Annotated in this window: 13 protein-coding genes; 6 read left to right on the top strand and 7 right to left on the bottom strand. The window is 68.1% G+C overall.

Features of this window, described 5'->3' with window-relative positions; all coding sequences use genetic code 11:
* The first annotated feature begins 652 nt into the window (after positions 1-652).
* Positions 653-1,576: a pyridoxal-phosphate dependent enzyme gene (locus tag GGR23_RS13250; protein WP_183366748.1), complete on the top strand. Its 924-nt coding sequence runs from the start codon at positions 653-655 to the stop codon at positions 1,574-1,576.
* Positions 1,577-1,648: 72 nt separating this feature from the next.
* Here the strand turns inward: GGR23_RS13250 and leuD are convergent, their stop codons facing one another.
* Both leuD and GGR23_RS13240 read right to left on the bottom strand, forming a co-directional pair.
* The gene (leuD, locus tag GGR23_RS13245) at positions 1,649-2,254 is read right to left on the bottom strand and encodes a 3-isopropylmalate dehydratase small subunit (protein ID WP_183366747.1); all 606 of its coding nucleotides are present in this window, start codon (positions 2,252-2,254) and stop codon (positions 1,649-1,651) included.
* 154 nt (positions 2,255-2,408) lie between these two features.
* A complete protein-coding gene (locus GGR23_RS13240; RefSeq protein ID WP_183366746.1) occupies positions 2,409-2,645 on the bottom strand; it encodes a hypothetical protein in 237 nt (78 codons plus the stop codon).
* A 111-nt stretch (positions 2,646-2,756) separates the two neighbouring features.
* Here GGR23_RS13240 and GGR23_RS13235 point away from each other — a divergent pair, with 111 nt between their 5' ends.
* Together GGR23_RS13235 and GGR23_RS13230 are read left to right on the top strand one after the other, a co-directional pair.
* Positions 2,757-3,668 (top strand): HpcH/HpaI aldolase/citrate lyase family protein, encoded by a 912-nt coding sequence (locus GGR23_RS13235; RefSeq protein ID WP_246365362.1) that lies wholly within the window; start codon positions 2,757-2,759, stop codon positions 3,666-3,668.
* On the top strand, positions 3,665-3,871 hold the full coding sequence (locus tag GGR23_RS13230; RefSeq protein ID WP_183366744.1) for a DUF1737 domain-containing protein: 207 nt from the start codon (positions 3,665-3,667) through the stop codon (positions 3,869-3,871). The genes GGR23_RS13235 and GGR23_RS13230 overlap by 4 nt, the downstream gene beginning before the upstream one ends.
* A gap of 109 nt (positions 3,872-3,980) precedes the next feature.
* Here GGR23_RS13230 and GGR23_RS13225 read toward each other — a convergent pair whose 3' ends face one another.
* Entirely contained in the window at positions 3,981-4,403 is a 423-nt protein-coding gene (locus GGR23_RS13225; protein WP_183366743.1) for a metallopeptidase family protein, read from the bottom strand.
* Between the two features lie 265 nt (positions 4,404-4,668).
* Here GGR23_RS13225 and GGR23_RS23220 point away from each other — a divergent pair, with 265 nt between their 5' ends.
* From GGR23_RS23220 to GGR23_RS13215, 3 genes are read left to right on the top strand one after another with little or no spacing between them, the layout of a single operon-like run.
* The gene (locus GGR23_RS23220; RefSeq protein ID WP_246365358.1) at positions 4,669-5,628 is read left to right on the top strand and encodes a hypothetical protein; all 960 of its coding nucleotides are present in this window, start codon (positions 4,669-4,671) and stop codon (positions 5,626-5,628) included.
* A complete protein-coding gene (locus GGR23_RS13220) occupies positions 5,513-7,099 on the top strand; it encodes a Y-family DNA polymerase (protein WP_246365403.1) in 1,587 nt (528 codons plus the stop codon). The genes GGR23_RS23220 and GGR23_RS13220 overlap by 116 nt, the downstream gene beginning before the upstream one ends.
* 12 nt (positions 7,100-7,111) lie before the next feature.
* Positions 7,112-10,444: an error-prone DNA polymerase gene (locus tag GGR23_RS13215; RefSeq protein ID WP_183366741.1), complete on the top strand. Its 3,333-nt coding sequence runs from the start codon at positions 7,112-7,114 to the stop codon at positions 10,442-10,444.
* 19 nt (positions 10,445-10,463) lie between these two features.
* Here GGR23_RS13215 and GGR23_RS13210 read toward each other — a convergent pair whose 3' ends face one another.
* From GGR23_RS13210 to GGR23_RS13195, 4 genes are all read right to left on the bottom strand, one after another.
* Entirely contained in the window at positions 10,464-11,000 is a 537-nt protein-coding gene (locus GGR23_RS13210; RefSeq protein WP_183366740.1) for an RNA pyrophosphohydrolase, read from the bottom strand.
* Between the two features lie 22 nt (positions 11,001-11,022).
* Complete coding sequence (locus GGR23_RS13205) at positions 11,023-12,258, bottom strand: divergent polysaccharide deacetylase family protein (protein ID WP_183366739.1); 1,236 nt, start codon at positions 12,256-12,258, stop codon at positions 11,023-11,025.
* 129 nt (positions 12,259-12,387) lie between these two features.
* Positions 12,388-13,710 (bottom strand): S41 family peptidase, encoded by a 1,323-nt coding sequence (locus tag GGR23_RS13200; protein WP_183366738.1) that lies wholly within the window; start codon positions 13,708-13,710, stop codon positions 12,388-12,390.
* Positions 13,700-15,079, bottom strand: coding sequence for a murein hydrolase activator EnvC family protein (locus GGR23_RS13195; protein ID WP_183366737.1), 1,380 nt, complete (start codon positions 15,077-15,079; stop codon positions 13,700-13,702). The genes GGR23_RS13200 and GGR23_RS13195 overlap by 11 nt, the downstream gene beginning before the upstream one ends.
* Between the last annotated feature and the right edge of the window lie 93 nt (positions 15,080-15,172).

The raw sequence follows: 15,172 nt of genomic DNA, 5'->3' as shown, positions 1-15,172 counted from the left end.
GAATATTATCCCACAGGTTTTGCTGCGGGGGATGAACGGGATGCAAATTTTTATCGGTGGAGAAACAGGGGGTTAGGGATTTGGGGGGAGTGGGGGTGCCTCGCGCGGCGTTTTCTTTGCCGCACCGCACCCCCCTCTGCCCCTGCCGGGGCATCTCCCCCTCAAGGGGGGAGATTATGGGTGCCTCGCACCACGTCGAGTTTGCCGCGCCGCACCCCCCTCTGTCCCTGCACGGCGTTTCCTTTGCCGCACCGCACCCCCCTCTGTCCCTGCCGGGACATCTCCCCCTCAAGGGGGGAGATCGACATTGCGGTTTTTGATTTCCTCAAACAACCAGCGTCTCATTTGCTGAAACGGTGGCTGGGGACTGCCCGCATCAACCCCATCCCGATCTCCCCCCTTGAGGGGGAGATGCCCGGCAGGGCAGAGGGGGGTGCGGTGCGTCAAACGCAACGGCGCGCAGGGCAGAGGGGGGTGCGGTACGTCAAACTCCACGCCGCGCAAGGCAGAGGGGTGCTCACCGTCAAACTCCACGCCACGCAAGGCATCGCGCCGTGCACATCCTCACACCGACGGTGCGACCGGTTCCCCCGGTTGACGGAGGGGATGTGGCGGGCAACAAGGAGGGGGATGAACGAGGAAGAGGGAAGCCATGGCGCTGCATATCGAAACCCCGGTGCTGGAAGCCGATGCTGCCTATTCGGCCTGCGGGCGGCCGTTGATGATGAAGATGGAGGCGCTGCAGCCGTCGGGAAGCTTCAAGCTGCGCGGCATCGGGCGGCTTTGCGAGGCGGAGGTGCGGGGCGGGGCGCGGGCGATCTATTGTGCGTCGGGCGGCAATGCCGGCATTGCGGCGGCGCATGCGGGGCGGGCGCTGGGCGTGCCGGTGACCATCGTGGTGCCGGAAACCACCGCAGCCGATGTGCGCGCCCGGATCGGGGCGGTGGGTGCGCGGGTTGCCGTGCACGGGGCCGCCTTCGACGAGGCGGACCGCTTTGCCCGCGAGGCCGCTGCCGCGGAAGGGGCGGCCTATGTGCATCCCTTCGATCATCCGCTGCTGTGGGAGGGCCATGCGAGCCTGATCGACGAGGTGGTGCAGTCGGGAAGGCGCTTCGACTGCGTGGTGACGAGCGTCGGCGGCGGCGGGCTGATGTGCGGCATCATCGAAGGGCTTCGCCGCAACGGCCTCGATCACGTGCCGGTGCTGGCGGTCGAAACCGAAGGAGCCGCCTCGCTGGCGGAAAGCCTGAAGGCCGGCGAAAGGGTGACGCTGCCGGCGATCACCTCGATCGCCACCTCGCTCGGCGCGCGCCGGGTGGCCGAACGGGCCCTGGAGGATGCGCTGACCCATCCGGTCGTCAGCCTGACGGTGACCGACGCGGATGCGGTGGCGGCGCTGATCAAGTTTGCCGATGCCTTCCGCGTGCTGGTGGAACCCGCCTGCGGCGCGGCGCTCAGCGTGGCCGACGTGCATGCCGAGCGGCTGGCGCGGTTCCAGAACCCGCTCATCGTCGTCTGCGGCGGCATTGCCGTTTCGCTCGATACGATCCGCGCCTGGCAGGACCGGGGCGCCTGACCGGCTCCGGACAAGGAAAAGCCCGCGAGGACAATCCATCGCGGGCGATCCATAGCAGGCTGTAAAACTGTCTCAGGCCCAGGGATGGGACGAGGCATTGGCCTTTTCGAAGCGGTCGATGGCGGTGCCTTTTTCCAGCGTCAGGCCGATGTCGTCGAGGCCGTTCAGCAGGCAGTGGCGCTTGAAGGCGTCGATCTCGAAGGCGATGCGGCCGCCATCCGGGCCGGTGATTTCCTGGGATTCCAGATCCACCGTCAGCACCGCGTTGGAGCCGCGCTCGGCGTCATCCATCAGCTTGGCGAGGTTTTCCGGGCTGACGACGATCGGCAGGATGCCGTTCTTGAAGCAGTTGTTGTAGAAGATGTCGGCAAAGGACGTGGAGATCACGCAGCGGATGCCGAAATCGAGCAGTGCCCAGGGGGCATGCTCGCGCGAGGAGCCGCAGCCGAAATTGTCGCCCGCAACCAGGATCTGCGCATTGCGGTAGGCCGGCTTGTTCAGCACGAAATCGGGGTTTTCCGAGCCGTCTTCCCGGTAGCGGGCTTCGGCGAAGAGGCCCTTGCCGAGGCCGGTGCGCTTGATCGTCTTCAGGTAATCCTTCGGAATGATCATGTCGGTGTCGATGTTGACGACCGGAAGGGGCGCGGCGACGCCGGTGAGCTTGACGAACTTGTCCATGGATCTTGGCCTTCACGCGGTTTTGGAAATTTCCTTGGGCCATAGAGGAAATCCGCGCAAATTTGAAGGAGAATCTTCGCCCCGCCTCCGGGAAAAGAGGGCCGCCGGCAAATGAGGGCCGCCGGACAAGACCGGCGGCGCAAGGCGCGGCGGCTCACATGTCGATGATGGTGCCGCGTCCGTCGTTCCAGATGCGGGTGACCCGCTCGCCCGGACGATTAGGGGTCGCCTTGACAGGCGCCGGCTTCGGCTGCGGCATCATCGCGCGCGCGGCAAGCGTCAGCGACAGGATCGCCGCCAGGACGAGACCGAAGGAAAGCGTCACGAGGCCCAGGAAACCGAGGGCCACCACGCTGCCGGCCGTGAAGAGAAGGGAAATGAGGCTCTGCATGTCTTTGACCTTTCTGTAAGCCCAATGTGGGCCCTCGCCATCCCGCCCGCAAGAGGCGGGCGCGAGATTTTGGCGGCTTGCGCGGCCTGCCAAAGCTTGGCAAAACGGGCCATGCGCATCACCCGTTCTTCCCGTCCGCCCGTTCCGCGCCGCTCGGCGCTCAGCATCCCCGCCATCAACCAGCGGGCGCTCGACAAGGCCGCCACGCTGGCGGCGGATGTCTTCATCCTCGATCTGGAGGATTCTGTGGCGGAGGCGAGGAAGAGCGAGGCGCGCGACAATCTGAAGCGCTTCTTCGGCGGCCTTGTGCGGAGGGACCGGGGCGAATGGGTGATCCGCATCAACGGCATGGACACCGCCCATGCCGGCGCCGATCTCGAGACCGTCCTTGCCTGCCGGCCGGATGCGGTGCTGATCCCCAAGGTGGAAAGCCCCCGCGACATCCTCGACGTCGCCGACCGGCTGGCCGAAGCGGACGGGGCGGAGGCGATCCGCATCTGGGCGATGATCGAGACGCCGCGCGCCGTGCTGAATGCGGCCCTCATCGCCGAGGCGGCGCACACGCCCGACGCCCGGCTCGAAGCCTTCGTCATCGGCCTCAACGACCTCAGGAAGGAAACCGGCGTTCTGCCGCAAGCGGGCCGTCAGCACCTCCTGCCCTGGATGATGCAGATCCTGCTGGCCGCGCGCGCCTACGGGCTCGATGCGCTGGACAGCGTCTCCAACGATTTTCGCGATCTGGAAGCCTTCGCGGCGGAATGCCGGCAGGGCCGCGCCATGGGCTTCGACGGCAAGATGCTGATCCATCCGGCCCAGATCGAAGCGGCGAACAACGCCTTCGGGCCTTCCGCGGAGGCGCTCGAGGAGGCGCACCGCATCGTTTCGGCCTTCGCCGCGCCGGAAGCTGCCGGGCTCGGCGTCATCAATATCGACGGGCGCATGGTGGAGCGCCTGCATCTCCGGCAGGCGGAGCAGCTGATTGCCTTCGCCGACCGCATCGCATCAGGAAGGGACAGCGCATGAAACTTTACCGTTTTCTCACCGGGCCGGACGATTCCGCCTTCTGCCATCGCGTCACGGCGGCGCTGAATGCGGGCTGGGAGCTTCACGGCGCGCCGGTGCTCACCTTCAACCAGGAAACCGGCAAGACCTATGCCGGCCAGGCGGTGGTGAAGGACGTGCCGGGCCACGACTATACGCCCGACATCAAGCTGTCCGACTATTGAGGAGGCATGCGTGCCCCGGCACGGCGGGCGCCGCCCGGCACGCGTGCCTGCGGCACTGGTTTGCACGGGGGACGCGTGCCTACGGCACTGGTTTGCAGGGGACGCGTGCCTACGGCACGCTGGCCTCGATGCGTTCCATGTCCTCGTCGGAAAGGCCGAAATGGTGGCCAATCTCGTGGATCAGCACATGGGTGATGATGTCGCCCAGCGTTTCGTCATTCTCGGCCCAGTAGTCGAGGATCGGCCGGCGATAGAGGAAGATCCGGTTCGGCATGTCGCCGGTTTCCATGGAGAAGCGTTCGGTCAGTCCCCGCCCCTCGAACAGGCCGAGCAGATCGAAGGGCGTTTCCAGCGCCATGTCCTCGAAGACGTCGTCGGTCGGGAAATCGGCGATCTCGATGGTCAGATTGCCCGTCAGCGCGCGGAACTCCTCCGGCAGCTGGCTGAAGGCCTCGATCGCGAGCGATTCGAAGGTGCTGATCGTCGGCGCGTGCTTCTCGCGCCAGTCTTCGGTCTGGTCTATGCGGGCCATTCTGTCTCCTTGCGATTGTTCATATAGGCCCAAACGGGAAAATTTTCGAGTGTCCCCGCCAGCGCCTCCCGCGCCGCGGAGGCCAATATTTCCGTAGCGTTAATGAGCGGAAGCGGGGCAGGCTTTCCCGCCCTTTCCGCGTCCCGGCCCCGGAATGGCCGTTGACTCTTCGGTGCGCTTCTGGAATCCATTAGAACATAAAGGGAACAAACGGGCGGTGCCCACGTTCCCCGTCAACAGTCAGTCATCGGAACAGGAGCACGTCATGGCGAAGGAGGCCCTGGCGCGGGAGCGGCTTTTCGCCTTGCGCGAGACCATTGCCCGGATGGAGGGAAGGCCGCTTTCCCCGCTGGACGATGCGGGCACGCCGCTTGCGCCGGGCGGGCAGGAGGAAGCCGCGGGCACGCGGCCGCCGGAGCGGCTGCCGCTCGGCGTGCCGCTCGTCGACGAGGCGCTCTCGGGCGGGCTGCCCGCGGCGGGCATGGCGGAAATCCGCACCGCGGAGCTGCGCGATGCCGGCGCTTCCACGGGGCTTGCGCTGTCGCTCTGCGCCTTTCTGGCGCGCCAGGCGGAGGGCACCGGCGCCGATCCCGCCTTCCTGTTCATCGGCGAGCGGAAGGTGGCGCTGGAGGCGGGCGAACCCTTCGCCCCCGGCCTTGCCGATCACGGGCTTGGCCTGCGCCGGCTCTTCCATGCGGCACCGCGGCGGCTGGAAGAGGCGCTGTGGCTGGCGGAGGCGGCCCTTTCGAGCCGCGCCTTCCGCGCGGTGGTTCTCGAAATCGCGGGCAATCCCCGCCGCTTCGGCCTCGGCGAAAGCCGGCGCCTGAGCCTCAGGGCCCGCCATGCGGGCAGTCTGCTTCTGCTCCTGCGTCAGGGCGGCGGGGAGGAAGCGGGCAGCACGCTGTTCCGGCTGGAGGCATCGCCCTCCCGCTCGGGACATTACCGGCTGCCGGATGGCCGCATGCTTGGCGGAACCATCGGCGCGCCGGGCTTCGCCGTCCGGGTGGAGAAGGCCTCCCACCCGGCCCTTTCCTCCCTCCCCCAGGCCATTGCCTTCGAATGGATCGCCCATGAACGCCTTTTCGCCCTCCCCGATGCCAGCCTCCCTCCTGTCCGCAACCCCGCAGGGCCAGCGCATCCTGGCGCTCGCCTTCCCGCGCCTGCCGACCGACCGGATCGCGCGCAAGCGCTGGGGGCCGTCCTGGCGTTCAGCCGCGCCTCCTGAGCGCCCGCCCCTCGTCACGGCCGGGCGCGAGAGGAGCGCCATGCGCCTGATGGCGCTCGACCGCAAGGCGCTGGAAGCGGGGCTGAAGCCCGGCCAGGGGCTTGCGGAGGCCCGCGCCATGTGCCTCGGCCTCGATGCCGTTCCGGCCGATCCGCAGGCCGACAGGCAGTTTCTCGCCGCGCTTGCCGACTGGTGCAGCCGCTACACGCCGCTCGTCGCCCGCGACGGCATGGACGGGCTCTTCCTCGACATCACCGGCTGCAGCCATCTCTTCGGCGGCGAGGAAGGGCTGATCGCCGATGCGCTGTCGCGGCTTTCCGCCATGGGGCTGGAGGTCGAGGGCGCCATTGCCGATACGCCCGGCCTTGCCTGGGCGGTGGCGCGCTTCACGCCGGCCGCCGCACCGCAGGCGCGGATCGTGCCCACGGGCGAGAGGGCGGAACGCCTCGCCCCCCTGCCCGTACAGGCGCTGAGGCTCGATCCGCTGGTCGTCGAAGGGCTGACCAAGGCGGGGCTGCGCCTCGCCGGCGATCTCCTCGCCCTGCCGCGCGCACCGCTTGCCCGCCGCTTCGGGCCGATGCCGCTTCTCCGGCTCGACCAGGCGACGGGCCGCGAGGACGAGCCCATCTCGCCGCGCCTGCCGGTGGCCGGCCTTTCCTGCGAACGCCGCCTTGCCGAACCGGTCACGCGGGAGGAGGACATCCTGTTCCTCGCCGGCGAACTGGCGCGGGGCCTCCTTCCCATGCTGGAGCAGCGCGGGCTCGGCGGGCGGCTCTTCGAGCTGTCGCTCTTCCGGGTGGATGGCGCGGTCTTTCACGTCCATGCGGGCTCCTCCCGCCCCTTGCGGGATGCGCGGCGCATCGAGGCGCTGTTTGCCGGCCGCTTTGCCGCGCTGCAGGAGGATCTCGATGCCGGCTACGGTTTCGAGACCGCACGGCTTTCCGTTTCCCATGCCGAGCCGCTCGAAAGCCGGCAGATGGATCTCGGCCGTCCTGCCGAGACCGCCGACAGCCTTGCCGATTTCATCGATCAGGCCAGCGCCCGCTTCGGCCCCGATTGCCTGAAGATGCCCGTGCTGCTCGAAAGCCATCTGCCGGAGCGCGCCTCCGCCCTGGTGCCGGCCCGCGAGGGGCTGGCGGCGGAGGCGGGCCCGCCCGCCTCCGCCTCTCCCTTCCGTCCGGTGCGGCCCATCCGGCTCTTCCGCTATCCCGAACCGGTGGAAGCGGTGGCCGAGGTGCCGGACGGGCCGCCGGTGCAGTTCCGCTGGCGGCGGGCCGTCCACCGGGTCGTCAAGGCGGAGGGGCCGGAGCGCATCGGGGCGGAATGGTGGATCGACGGAGAGGAGGCGCCGACGCGCGACTATTACCGGATCGAGGACGAGGACGGACGGCGCTACTGGCTCTACCGCCAAGGCCTCTACGACCGCGAACCGGCCCAGCCGCGCTGGTTCATGCACGGGCTCTTTGCCTGAGGAGCCGCGGCCATGGATGCCCTGCCCTTCGTCGAATTCGGTGCTTCCAGCAATTTCTCCTTCCTGGAGGGGGCCTCCCATCCGGAGGAAATGGCGCGTCAGGCGCTCGGCCTCGGCCTGTCGGGCCTCGGCCTTGCCGACCGCAACACCGTGGCGGGCGTGGTGCGCGCCCATGCCATGGCGAAGGAGGAAGGCCTGCGCTACCACCCCGGCGCCCGGCTTTGCTTTGCCGACGACACGCCCGACATGCTGGCCTATCCCGCCGACCGGGAAGGCTGGGCGGGGCTCTGCCGGCTGCTCAGCCAGGGCAATCTGAGATCCGAGAAGGGGCGCTGCACGCTTTTCGAGGAGGACCTGAAAAGCCATGCGCGGCAGATGGCGCTCATCCTGCTGCCGGTGCCGGAGGAGATCGAGGCGCCGGGTTTCCCGGCCTTTCTCCTCCGCTTCCGGGATCTCTTCGGCGGCTGGGCCCATCTCGGCCTCACGCCCCGCTATGACGGCTGCGACCGGCGCATCTGGCAGGCTGCCATCACGGCCGCGAAGGCCGCGGGCGTGCCGCTGATCGCCACCAACCAGCCGCTCTGCCACGAGGCGGAGCGGCGTCCGCTGGCCGACGTGCTCACCGCCATCCGCCACCACGTGCCGGTGCAGGAAGCCGGATTCCTGCTGCGCCCGAACGACGAGCGGCACCTCAAGGATGCCCGCGAGATGACGCGGCTCTTCCGCCTCTGCCCGGAGGCGGTGACGAACACGCTCGCCCTCTCCCGGCGCCTCACCTTCACGCTGGACGAGCTGAAGCACGAATATCCGGACGAGAGCCAGCCCGGCGAAAGCCTGCCCGAGACGCTTTCCCGCCTCGCCCGCGAGGGGGCAAGGCGGCGCTATCCGCGCGGCGTGCCGGAAAAGGTGCTCGGCCAGATCGACCACGAGCTCGCGATGATCCGGGAGCTGCAATACGAGCCCTATTTCCTCACCGTCTACGACATCGTGCGCTATGCGCGCTCGCAGGGCATCCTCTGCCAGGGGCGCGGCTCGGCGGCCAATTCCACCGTCTGCTTCTGCCTCGGGATCACCGAGGTGGACCCGGCAATGACCGACCTGCTCTTCGAGCGCTTCATCTCGCCGGAACGGCGCGAGCCACCCGATATCGACGTGGATTTCGAGCATGAGCGGCGCGAGGACGTGATCCAGTACATCTACCGGAAATATGGCCGTGCCCATGCGGGCCTTGCCGCCACCGTCACCACCTACCGCGCGCGCATGGCGGGGCGGGAGGTCGCCAAGGCCTTCGGCCTGTCGGAAGACGTGCAGTCGGCGCTGTCCGGCTCGATCTGGGGCTGGTCGAACAACGATCTCTCCGACCGGGAGGCGAAGGCCGCCGGCCTCGATGTCGCCGATCCCCTCACCCAGCGCGTGCTCGGCTATGCCTCCCTGCTGATGGGCTTTCCCCGCCATCTCGGCCAGCATGTGGGCGGCTTCGTCATCACCCGGTCCCGGCTCGATGAGGTGGTGCCGATCATGAACACCGCCATGGAAGGGCGCACCATGGTGGAGTGGGACAAGGACGACCTCGACCAGCTGGGGATCCTCAAGATCGACATCCTGGCGCTCGGCATGCTCTCCTGCCTCAGGCGCGGGCTCGACATGCTCGCGCTCCATTACGACCGGCGGCTTTCGCTGGCGACGATCCCCAAGGAGCAGGACAATGTCTACGACATGATCGTCCGGGCCGACACGATCGGCGTCTTCCAGATCGAAAGCCGGGCGCAGATGAGCATGCTGCCGCGGCTGAAGCCGCGCTGCTTCTACGATCTGGTGATCGAGGTGGCGATCGTGCGCCCCGGCCCCATCCAGGGCGACATGGTGCATCCCTACCTGCGCCGGCGGCAGAACAGGGAGCAGGTGACCTATCCGAAGGAGGAGCTGCGCGCCGTTCTCGGCCGCACGCTCGGCGTGCCCCTCTTCCAGGAACAGGCCATGAAGATCGCCATCGTCGCCGCCGGCTTCACGCCGACGGAGGCCGACAAGCTGCGCCGCGCCATGGCCACCTTCCGCCGGGTCGGCACCATCCATTCCTTCCGCATGAAGATGGTCGAGGGCATGGTGAAGCGCGGCTATGACGCGGACTTCGCCGATCGCTGCTTCCGCCAGATCGAGGGTTTCGGCGAATACGGCTTTCCCGAAAGCCATGCCGCCTCCTTCGCGCTGCTGGTCTATGCCTCCTGCTGGATGAAGGCCTGGTATCCTGACGTCTTCTGCGCGGCGTTGCTGAACTCCCAGCCGATGGGCTTCTATGCCCCGGCGCAGATCGTGCGGGACGCGCGCGACCACGGGGTGGAGGTGCGGCCCGTCGACGTGAACCATTCCTTCTTCGATGCGACGCTGGAGGAAACCCGCTTCGATCCCCGCCGAATCGCCTGGCGGCACCGGGAGATGGCCGGCGTGATCAGGACGGAAAGGGCCGTCCGGCTCGGTTTCCGGCAGATCAAGGGGCTGAGCCAGGAGCACATGGAAGAGCTGATTGCCGCCCGGGACGGGGGTTACCGCTCCGTGCGGGACCTGTGGCTGCGCACCGGCATACCCCGCGCGGCGATCGAGAAGCTGGCCGATGCGGATGCCTTCCGCTCGCTCGGCATCGACCGGCGCACGGCGCTCTGGGAGGTCCGGGCGCTGGACGAGAAGAGCGCGGCCGAACATCTGCCGCTCTTCGAGGGGCTCTTCGGCCGGGGCGACGCGGAGCTGCAGCCGGAGCCGAAGGTCGCCGTACCCGCCCTGTCCGCCGGCGAGGCGGTGGTGCAGGATTACCGCAGCCTGTCGCTCTCCCTCGACGCCCATCCGGTGCAGTTCGTCAGGGCGGAGCTCGAGCGGGACCGGGTGCTGCCCGCAAGCGCGCTGGAGCGGCTGCCGCAGGGGCGCATGGTCTCGGTGGCGGGGCTCGTTCTGGTGCGCCAGCGGCCGGGCTCGGCCAAGGGCGTGATCTTCATGACGCTGGAGGACGAGACGGCCAGTGCCAACATCATCGTCTGGCCCAAGGTCTTCTCGGTCTATCGCCCCGTGGTGCTGGGATCGCGGCTGGTGGAGGTGCGCGGGCGGCTGCAGAAGGCGGACGGGGTGATCCATGTGGTCGCCGCCTCCCTCGTCGACCGCACGCCGATGCTGGCGGCGCTGGCCCGGGGCGAGGCCGCCTTCGACACGCTGGCACGCGCCGACGAGGTGAAGCGGCCGGTGGAGGAGCAGCGCCTGAAGAAGCATCCGGCAAGCCAGGCCCGCGCCCTTTTCCAGGAAATGCCGGAGCTTGCCGCGGATGTGCGCCGCGTCATGCCGAAGGGGCGCAACTTCCATTGAGGCGGGGCGTGCGCGTCCTTCAGGAGCCCGATGCCGCCGGAAGACCGGCGAGATGCTCGAATTCGGCGACCACCTGCCGGTAGACGTCGCGCTTGAAGGCGACGATGAGGTCCGGCAGCGCCTGCATCGGCTTCCAGGCCCAGGCGTCGAATTCGGCGCTATGGCCGCCGGGCGGCGGGTTGATCGCGATCTCGCTCTCGTCGCCCTCGAAGCGGAAGGCGAACCAGCGCTGGGTCTGGCCGCGATACCTGCCCTTCAGGCCGATGCCGATCAGGTGGGCGGGGAGATCGTAGTTGATCCAGTCGCGGGCGCTGGCGAGAAGCGAGACGGTGCGGATGCCGGTTTCCTCGTACAGCTCCCGATAGGCCGCCTCCAGCGGGTCCTCGCCCTCGTCGATGCCGCCCTGCGGCATCTGCCAGAGGGCCGGCGAGCCGTCATATTCGGAATTGCCTTCGGGAATGCGCCGCCCGGCCCAGACCAGGCCCTCGCGGTTCAGCACCATGATGCCCACGCAGGGGCGGTAGGGCAGGTCTTCCGCCCTCAAGGTCTTCGTCATCTTCGTCTTCCCAAAGGATGGCTCAGTTTCCGGCCGTTGCGACCGTGTTTTCCGTGGCGAGCGCCGACACGCCGACGATCTCGATGCCGCGCATGGTGGCCTGCTCGCTCCACTGGGCAATCGCCGCCACGCTCTCGTCGAAGGCGGAGGCAACGCCGATGGCCGAGCCGTTGCGCCTTGCGATGCGCTCCAGCTCGTCGAGCCTTGTCAGGATCGCCTGCTCGTCCACCTCCTGGTCGAGCTGCACGTCGGCAAAGGCGGCCGGCATGTTCAGCGCCTTGGCGTAGTGCCCGCTCAGCGAGCGCGCCGCCGTGCCGTCGTCGAGGAACAGCAGGCCGCGCGCGGCGATGTCCTTCATCACGGGGTCCATCGCCTTCTGGTCGGAGAGGAAACGGCCGCCGAGATAGTTCATCACGCCGGTGTAATTGGTGATCTTCCCCATGGCCTTGTGCAGGCTGGCGAGATTCTTCTCCGCCGAGAGCGAGGTGAGCAGCGTATCCGCACCGGGATCGTTATCCGGATAATCGAACGGCTCGAAAGGCACCTGAAGCAGGATCTCGTGGCCGGAGCGGCGGGCCTCCTGCATCCAGCGCGTCAGGCTGTTGCCGGAGGAGGCGAAGGCCAGCGTCACCTCCTCCGGCAATTGCCGGATGGCGTTCTGGGTGCCGGTCTGGCTGAGGCCGAGCCCGCCGACCACGATGGCGATGCGGGTGCCGTGGGCACCGGACCAGGGCCGCGCATAGCGGTCGACCGGGCGAAGCCCGTCCGGGCTCGTCACCGGCAGCGGCCCGAAGGCGGTGTTCTCGATCAGGTCCTCGGCGGGAAGCGCGGCCATGCGCGGATCCTGCCCGACGCTGGTCGCGTCGAGGAGGACGGCGCCCGGCTGATTGCGCTGGCCGGGGGAATATTTCGTCACCAGCACGCCGTCGTCGGTCAGGGTGCGCACGACGTTTGCGCCGGAGCGCGGGCTGCTCTTCGGCATGCCGCTCAGGGGATCGGCCGTTTCCGCGGCGACGGGCACCGCCGGCGCTTCGGCAATGGCCGCCTGCTTCGCCGGTGCGGGCGTGGTGCCGGTGACCTCGGGCGAGGACGCCTGCTTCAGGCCCTCGTCACGCGGCCGCAGGCCATAGGCGGAGAGACCCACCGCGCCCACCAGCGCCAGAACGCCGGTCACGCGCAGGAGCGCACGCCCGACGCGGCCGCCGCCGCCGCCGGGCTTGCCATTCTGTCCGAGAGGTGTGTTCAGATCGGTTCCCAAGTCCTGTCCCCGTCCCTCGAAGGGAACGTTCAGGGAAGAGCCCTTCCCGCATTGATTCCGGCGGAGGCCGCCGTGGCCCGATGGGCCGGTGGCGCCGTCCCTCAAGGGCCGGCGCCGGTTCTCGTCCGCTTACTGGGCCACTTCCGCCTTCTTGGTCTCGGCGGGGAATTTCGGGTCCGTCTTCTTGCCGCGCAGGAGATCGAGCGCGAAGTTGAGCTGGACGTCGTCCTTCGGCTCCGGCGGGACATAGGCCGAGGAGCCCGAGCCTTCGTCGGTCTCGTTCTGGCCCTTGATGTGGCCGGGCAGGCTGGATTCGCCCGCCGTCGTCAGCTTGTCCTTCAGGTCCTCCGGCAGCGGCTGCTCGACCTTGATGTCGGGCGTGATGCCGGTGCCCTGGATCGACTTGCCCGAGGGCGTGTAATAGAGCGCCGTCGTCAGCCGCAGCAGGCCGTTGTCGCCGAGCGGGATGATCGTCTGCACGGAGCCCTTGCCGAAGGACCGGGTGCCGAGGATGGTCGCCCGGTGCTGGTCCTGCAGCGCGCCGGCAACGATTTCCGACGCGGAAGCCGAGCCGCCGTTGATCAGCACGATGACGGGCTTGCCGTCGCCGAGATCGCCGGGACCGGCGCTGAAGCGGCGGGTTTCCTCCGGGTTGCGGCCGCGGGTGGAAACCACCTCGCCCTGCTCCATGAAGGCGTCGCTGACATTGATCGCCTGGTCCAGAAGACCGCCCGGGTTCAGGCGCAGGTCGAGAACATAGCCCTTCAGCTTGTCGGCCGGCACCTGCTTCTTGATGGTCTCGATCGCCTTTTCCAGATCGTCATAGGTCTTTTCGGAGAAGGAGATGATGCGCAGGTAGCCCACGTCGCCCTCGACGCGGAACTTCACCGCCCGCACGGGGATGATGTCGCGCACGATGGTCAGAACGATCGGCTTGGCCTCGCCCTTGCGGATGAGCGACAGCTTGATGGGGGTGTTGACCGCACCGCGCATCTTGTCGACCGCGTCTTCCAGCTTCATGCCCCGCACCGACTGGCCGTCGATCTCGGAGATGTAGTCGCCGGCGCGCACGCCCGCGCGGGCCGCAGGCGTATCGTCGATCGGGGTGATGACCTTCACCAGGTCGTTGTCCATGGTGACTTCGATGCCGAGACCGCCGAACTCGCCCTTGGTCTGGGCGCGCATGTCTTCGGCATCCTTGGCGTTCATGTAGCTGGAATGGGGGTCGAGCGAGGAGAGCATGCCGTTGATGGCATTCTCGACCAGCTTGTCTTCCTGCGGCGGCGTCACATATTGCGCGCGCACCCGCTCGAAGACGTCGCCGAAGATCGACAGTTCCCGGTAGGTGGATGCGCCGGCTGCTTCCGCCGGCACCCCGGCCGAGTAAATCACGCTCATGGCGGTCGCGCCCAGCAATGCGCCGACGACTACCAGGGAAGCCCTACGTATCATTGTTTGCCTTTCCGCTAAGCTTGGCGGTCCACCAGGGTTGAGAATCAACCGGTTTTCCGTCCTTCCGAAATTCAATGTAAAGGGTTGGGCGATCCGTTTCCAGCGCCAATGCCGCTGCACTGGCCACTCTTTTTTCGCCCATCACGGCAAGTGGTTCGCCTGCGAATACGAACTTTCCTTGTGCCGTTTTTATGGCATCCATGCCGGTCAGCACCAGATGGTAGCCGTCGCCGGTGTTGAGAATGATCATCTGGCCGTAGCTGCGGAACTGGCCGGCGAAGACCACATGGGCATCGGCGGGTGCGGTGACGAGGGCGCCGGGGGCGGTCGCAACGGTGATGCCCTTGGCGCCATGGCCGGTTCCGTCGTCGTCGCCGAAGCGGCGCAGCGTCTCGCCGTTTACCGGCAGCACCAGCTGTCCCTTCAGGTCGCCGAAGGGAATGGCCGGCGCGATGCGGTTCTGGTCGGGATTGGCAAGCGCCGTCTCGCGCGCCTTCTGCCGTTCGGCCTCGGTCATGGACTTGCGCTTTTCCTCCGCCAGGCGTGCGGCTTCGGCCGCCTCGCGCGCGGAGGCAATGTCCTTTTCCAGCGAGGCGATCAGCTCGTCCATGCTTCTGGCGCGGGCGGCCAGCGCCTCGGCCTTGCGGCGTTCCTCCTCGATGGTGGCGGCATTTTCCTGCGAGAGCGCCTCGTTGCGGGCAATCAGCAGGTCCATGCGCCGCTCTTCCTCGAGCCGGTTCGCCATGTCGCCGTTGAGCGTCGACTTCTCCGTCTCGATATCGGCCCTTACCCGGGCGAGATCGGCCAGATCCGCCATCAGCTGGTCGGTCTGCCGGCGCATGCCGGGCACCACCGCCCCGAGCAGGATGGCACTGCGCACGGAGGCGAGCGCATCCTCGGGCGTGACGAGCAGGGCGGGCGGCGGATTGCGGCCCATGCGCTGCAGGGCGGCGAGAACCTCGGCCAGAAGCGCACGGCGCTCGTGCAGCGATCCGCGGATCGTGGTCTGGCGCACCTCGAGTTCGGCAAGCCGCCGCTCGCCGGCGGCGATGCGGGCTTCGATCTCGCGCCGGCGCCCGGCCGATTCGATCACCTTGCTGCGCAACGTCGCGCTGGTCTGCTGCAGGGCATTGATGTTGTCCTGCAGGCTCTTCACCTTCTCGTCGGAGAGCTTCATCGAGCGCGCGACGGCCTCGAGCTCCTGGCGCGTCTTCAGCTGCTGGGCGCGCAGGGTCTCCTCGGCGGGCTCGGCGGCAGCGGCCGGAACGGACCCGGCAAGCGGTTCGGCGGGAAGGCGGGCAGGCGAAGACAGGAGCGATGCGATGACGAGCGCCGCAAGGGCGGCACCCCGTCTTTTCCCCGTCTGCATCCCTCCCCCCGGCATGGTCACGGACCCGACCGGCAGGCAGCCGCCTGCCCCTCCCCGGAGGGCCTCGGTAGGAATGGGGCGTTCGCGACGGAT

Origin of the sequence: Gellertiella hungarica (assembly GCF_014197145.1) — a bacterium.
Classification (GTDB): Bacteria; Pseudomonadota; Alphaproteobacteria; order Rhizobiales; family Rhizobiaceae; genus Gellertiella; species Gellertiella hungarica.
The sequence above is the reverse complement of the archived record's forward strand: the minus strand, read 5'-3'. Positions and strand labels throughout refer to the sequence as shown.

Bases quoted from the DNA above. Each gene is read 5' to 3' on its own strand.
- GGR23_RS13215 (WP_183366741.1), top strand. From the start codon at position 7,112: ATGGATGCCCTGCCCTTCGTCGAATTCGGTGCTTCCAGCAATTTCTCC.
- GGR23_RS13240 (WP_183366746.1), bottom strand. From the start codon at position 2,645: ATGCAGAGCCTCATTTCCCTTCTCTTCACGGCCGGCAGCGTGGTGGCC.
- GGR23_RS13195 (WP_183366737.1), bottom strand. From the start codon at position 15,079: ATGCAGACGGGGAAAAGACGGGGTGCCGCCCTTGCGGCGCTCGTCATC.
- GGR23_RS13200 (WP_183366738.1), bottom strand. From the start codon at position 13,710: ATGATACGTAGGGCTTCCCTGGTAGTCGTCGGCGCATTGCTGGGCGCG.
- leuD (WP_183366747.1), bottom strand. From the start codon at position 2,254: ATGGACAAGTTCGTCAAGCTCACCGGCGTCGCCGCGCCCCTTCCGGTC.
- GGR23_RS23220 (WP_246365358.1), top strand. From the start codon at position 4,669: ATGGCGAAGGAGGCCCTGGCGCGGGAGCGGCTTTTCGCCTTGCGCGAG.
- GGR23_RS13230 (WP_183366744.1), top strand. From the start codon at position 3,665: ATGAAACTTTACCGTTTTCTCACCGGGCCGGACGATTCCGCCTTCTGC.
- GGR23_RS13210 (WP_183366740.1), bottom strand. From the start codon at position 11,000: ATGACGAAGACCTTGAGGGCGGAAGACCTGCCCTACCGCCCCTGCGTG.
- GGR23_RS13235 (WP_246365362.1), top strand. From the start codon at position 2,757: ATGCGCATCACCCGTTCTTCCCGTCCGCCCGTTCCGCGCCGCTCGGCG.
- GGR23_RS13250 (WP_183366748.1), top strand. From the start codon at position 653: ATGGCGCTGCATATCGAAACCCCGGTGCTGGAAGCCGATGCTGCCTAT.
- GGR23_RS13225 (WP_183366743.1), bottom strand. From the start codon at position 4,403: ATGGCCCGCATAGACCAGACCGAAGACTGGCGCGAGAAGCACGCGCCG.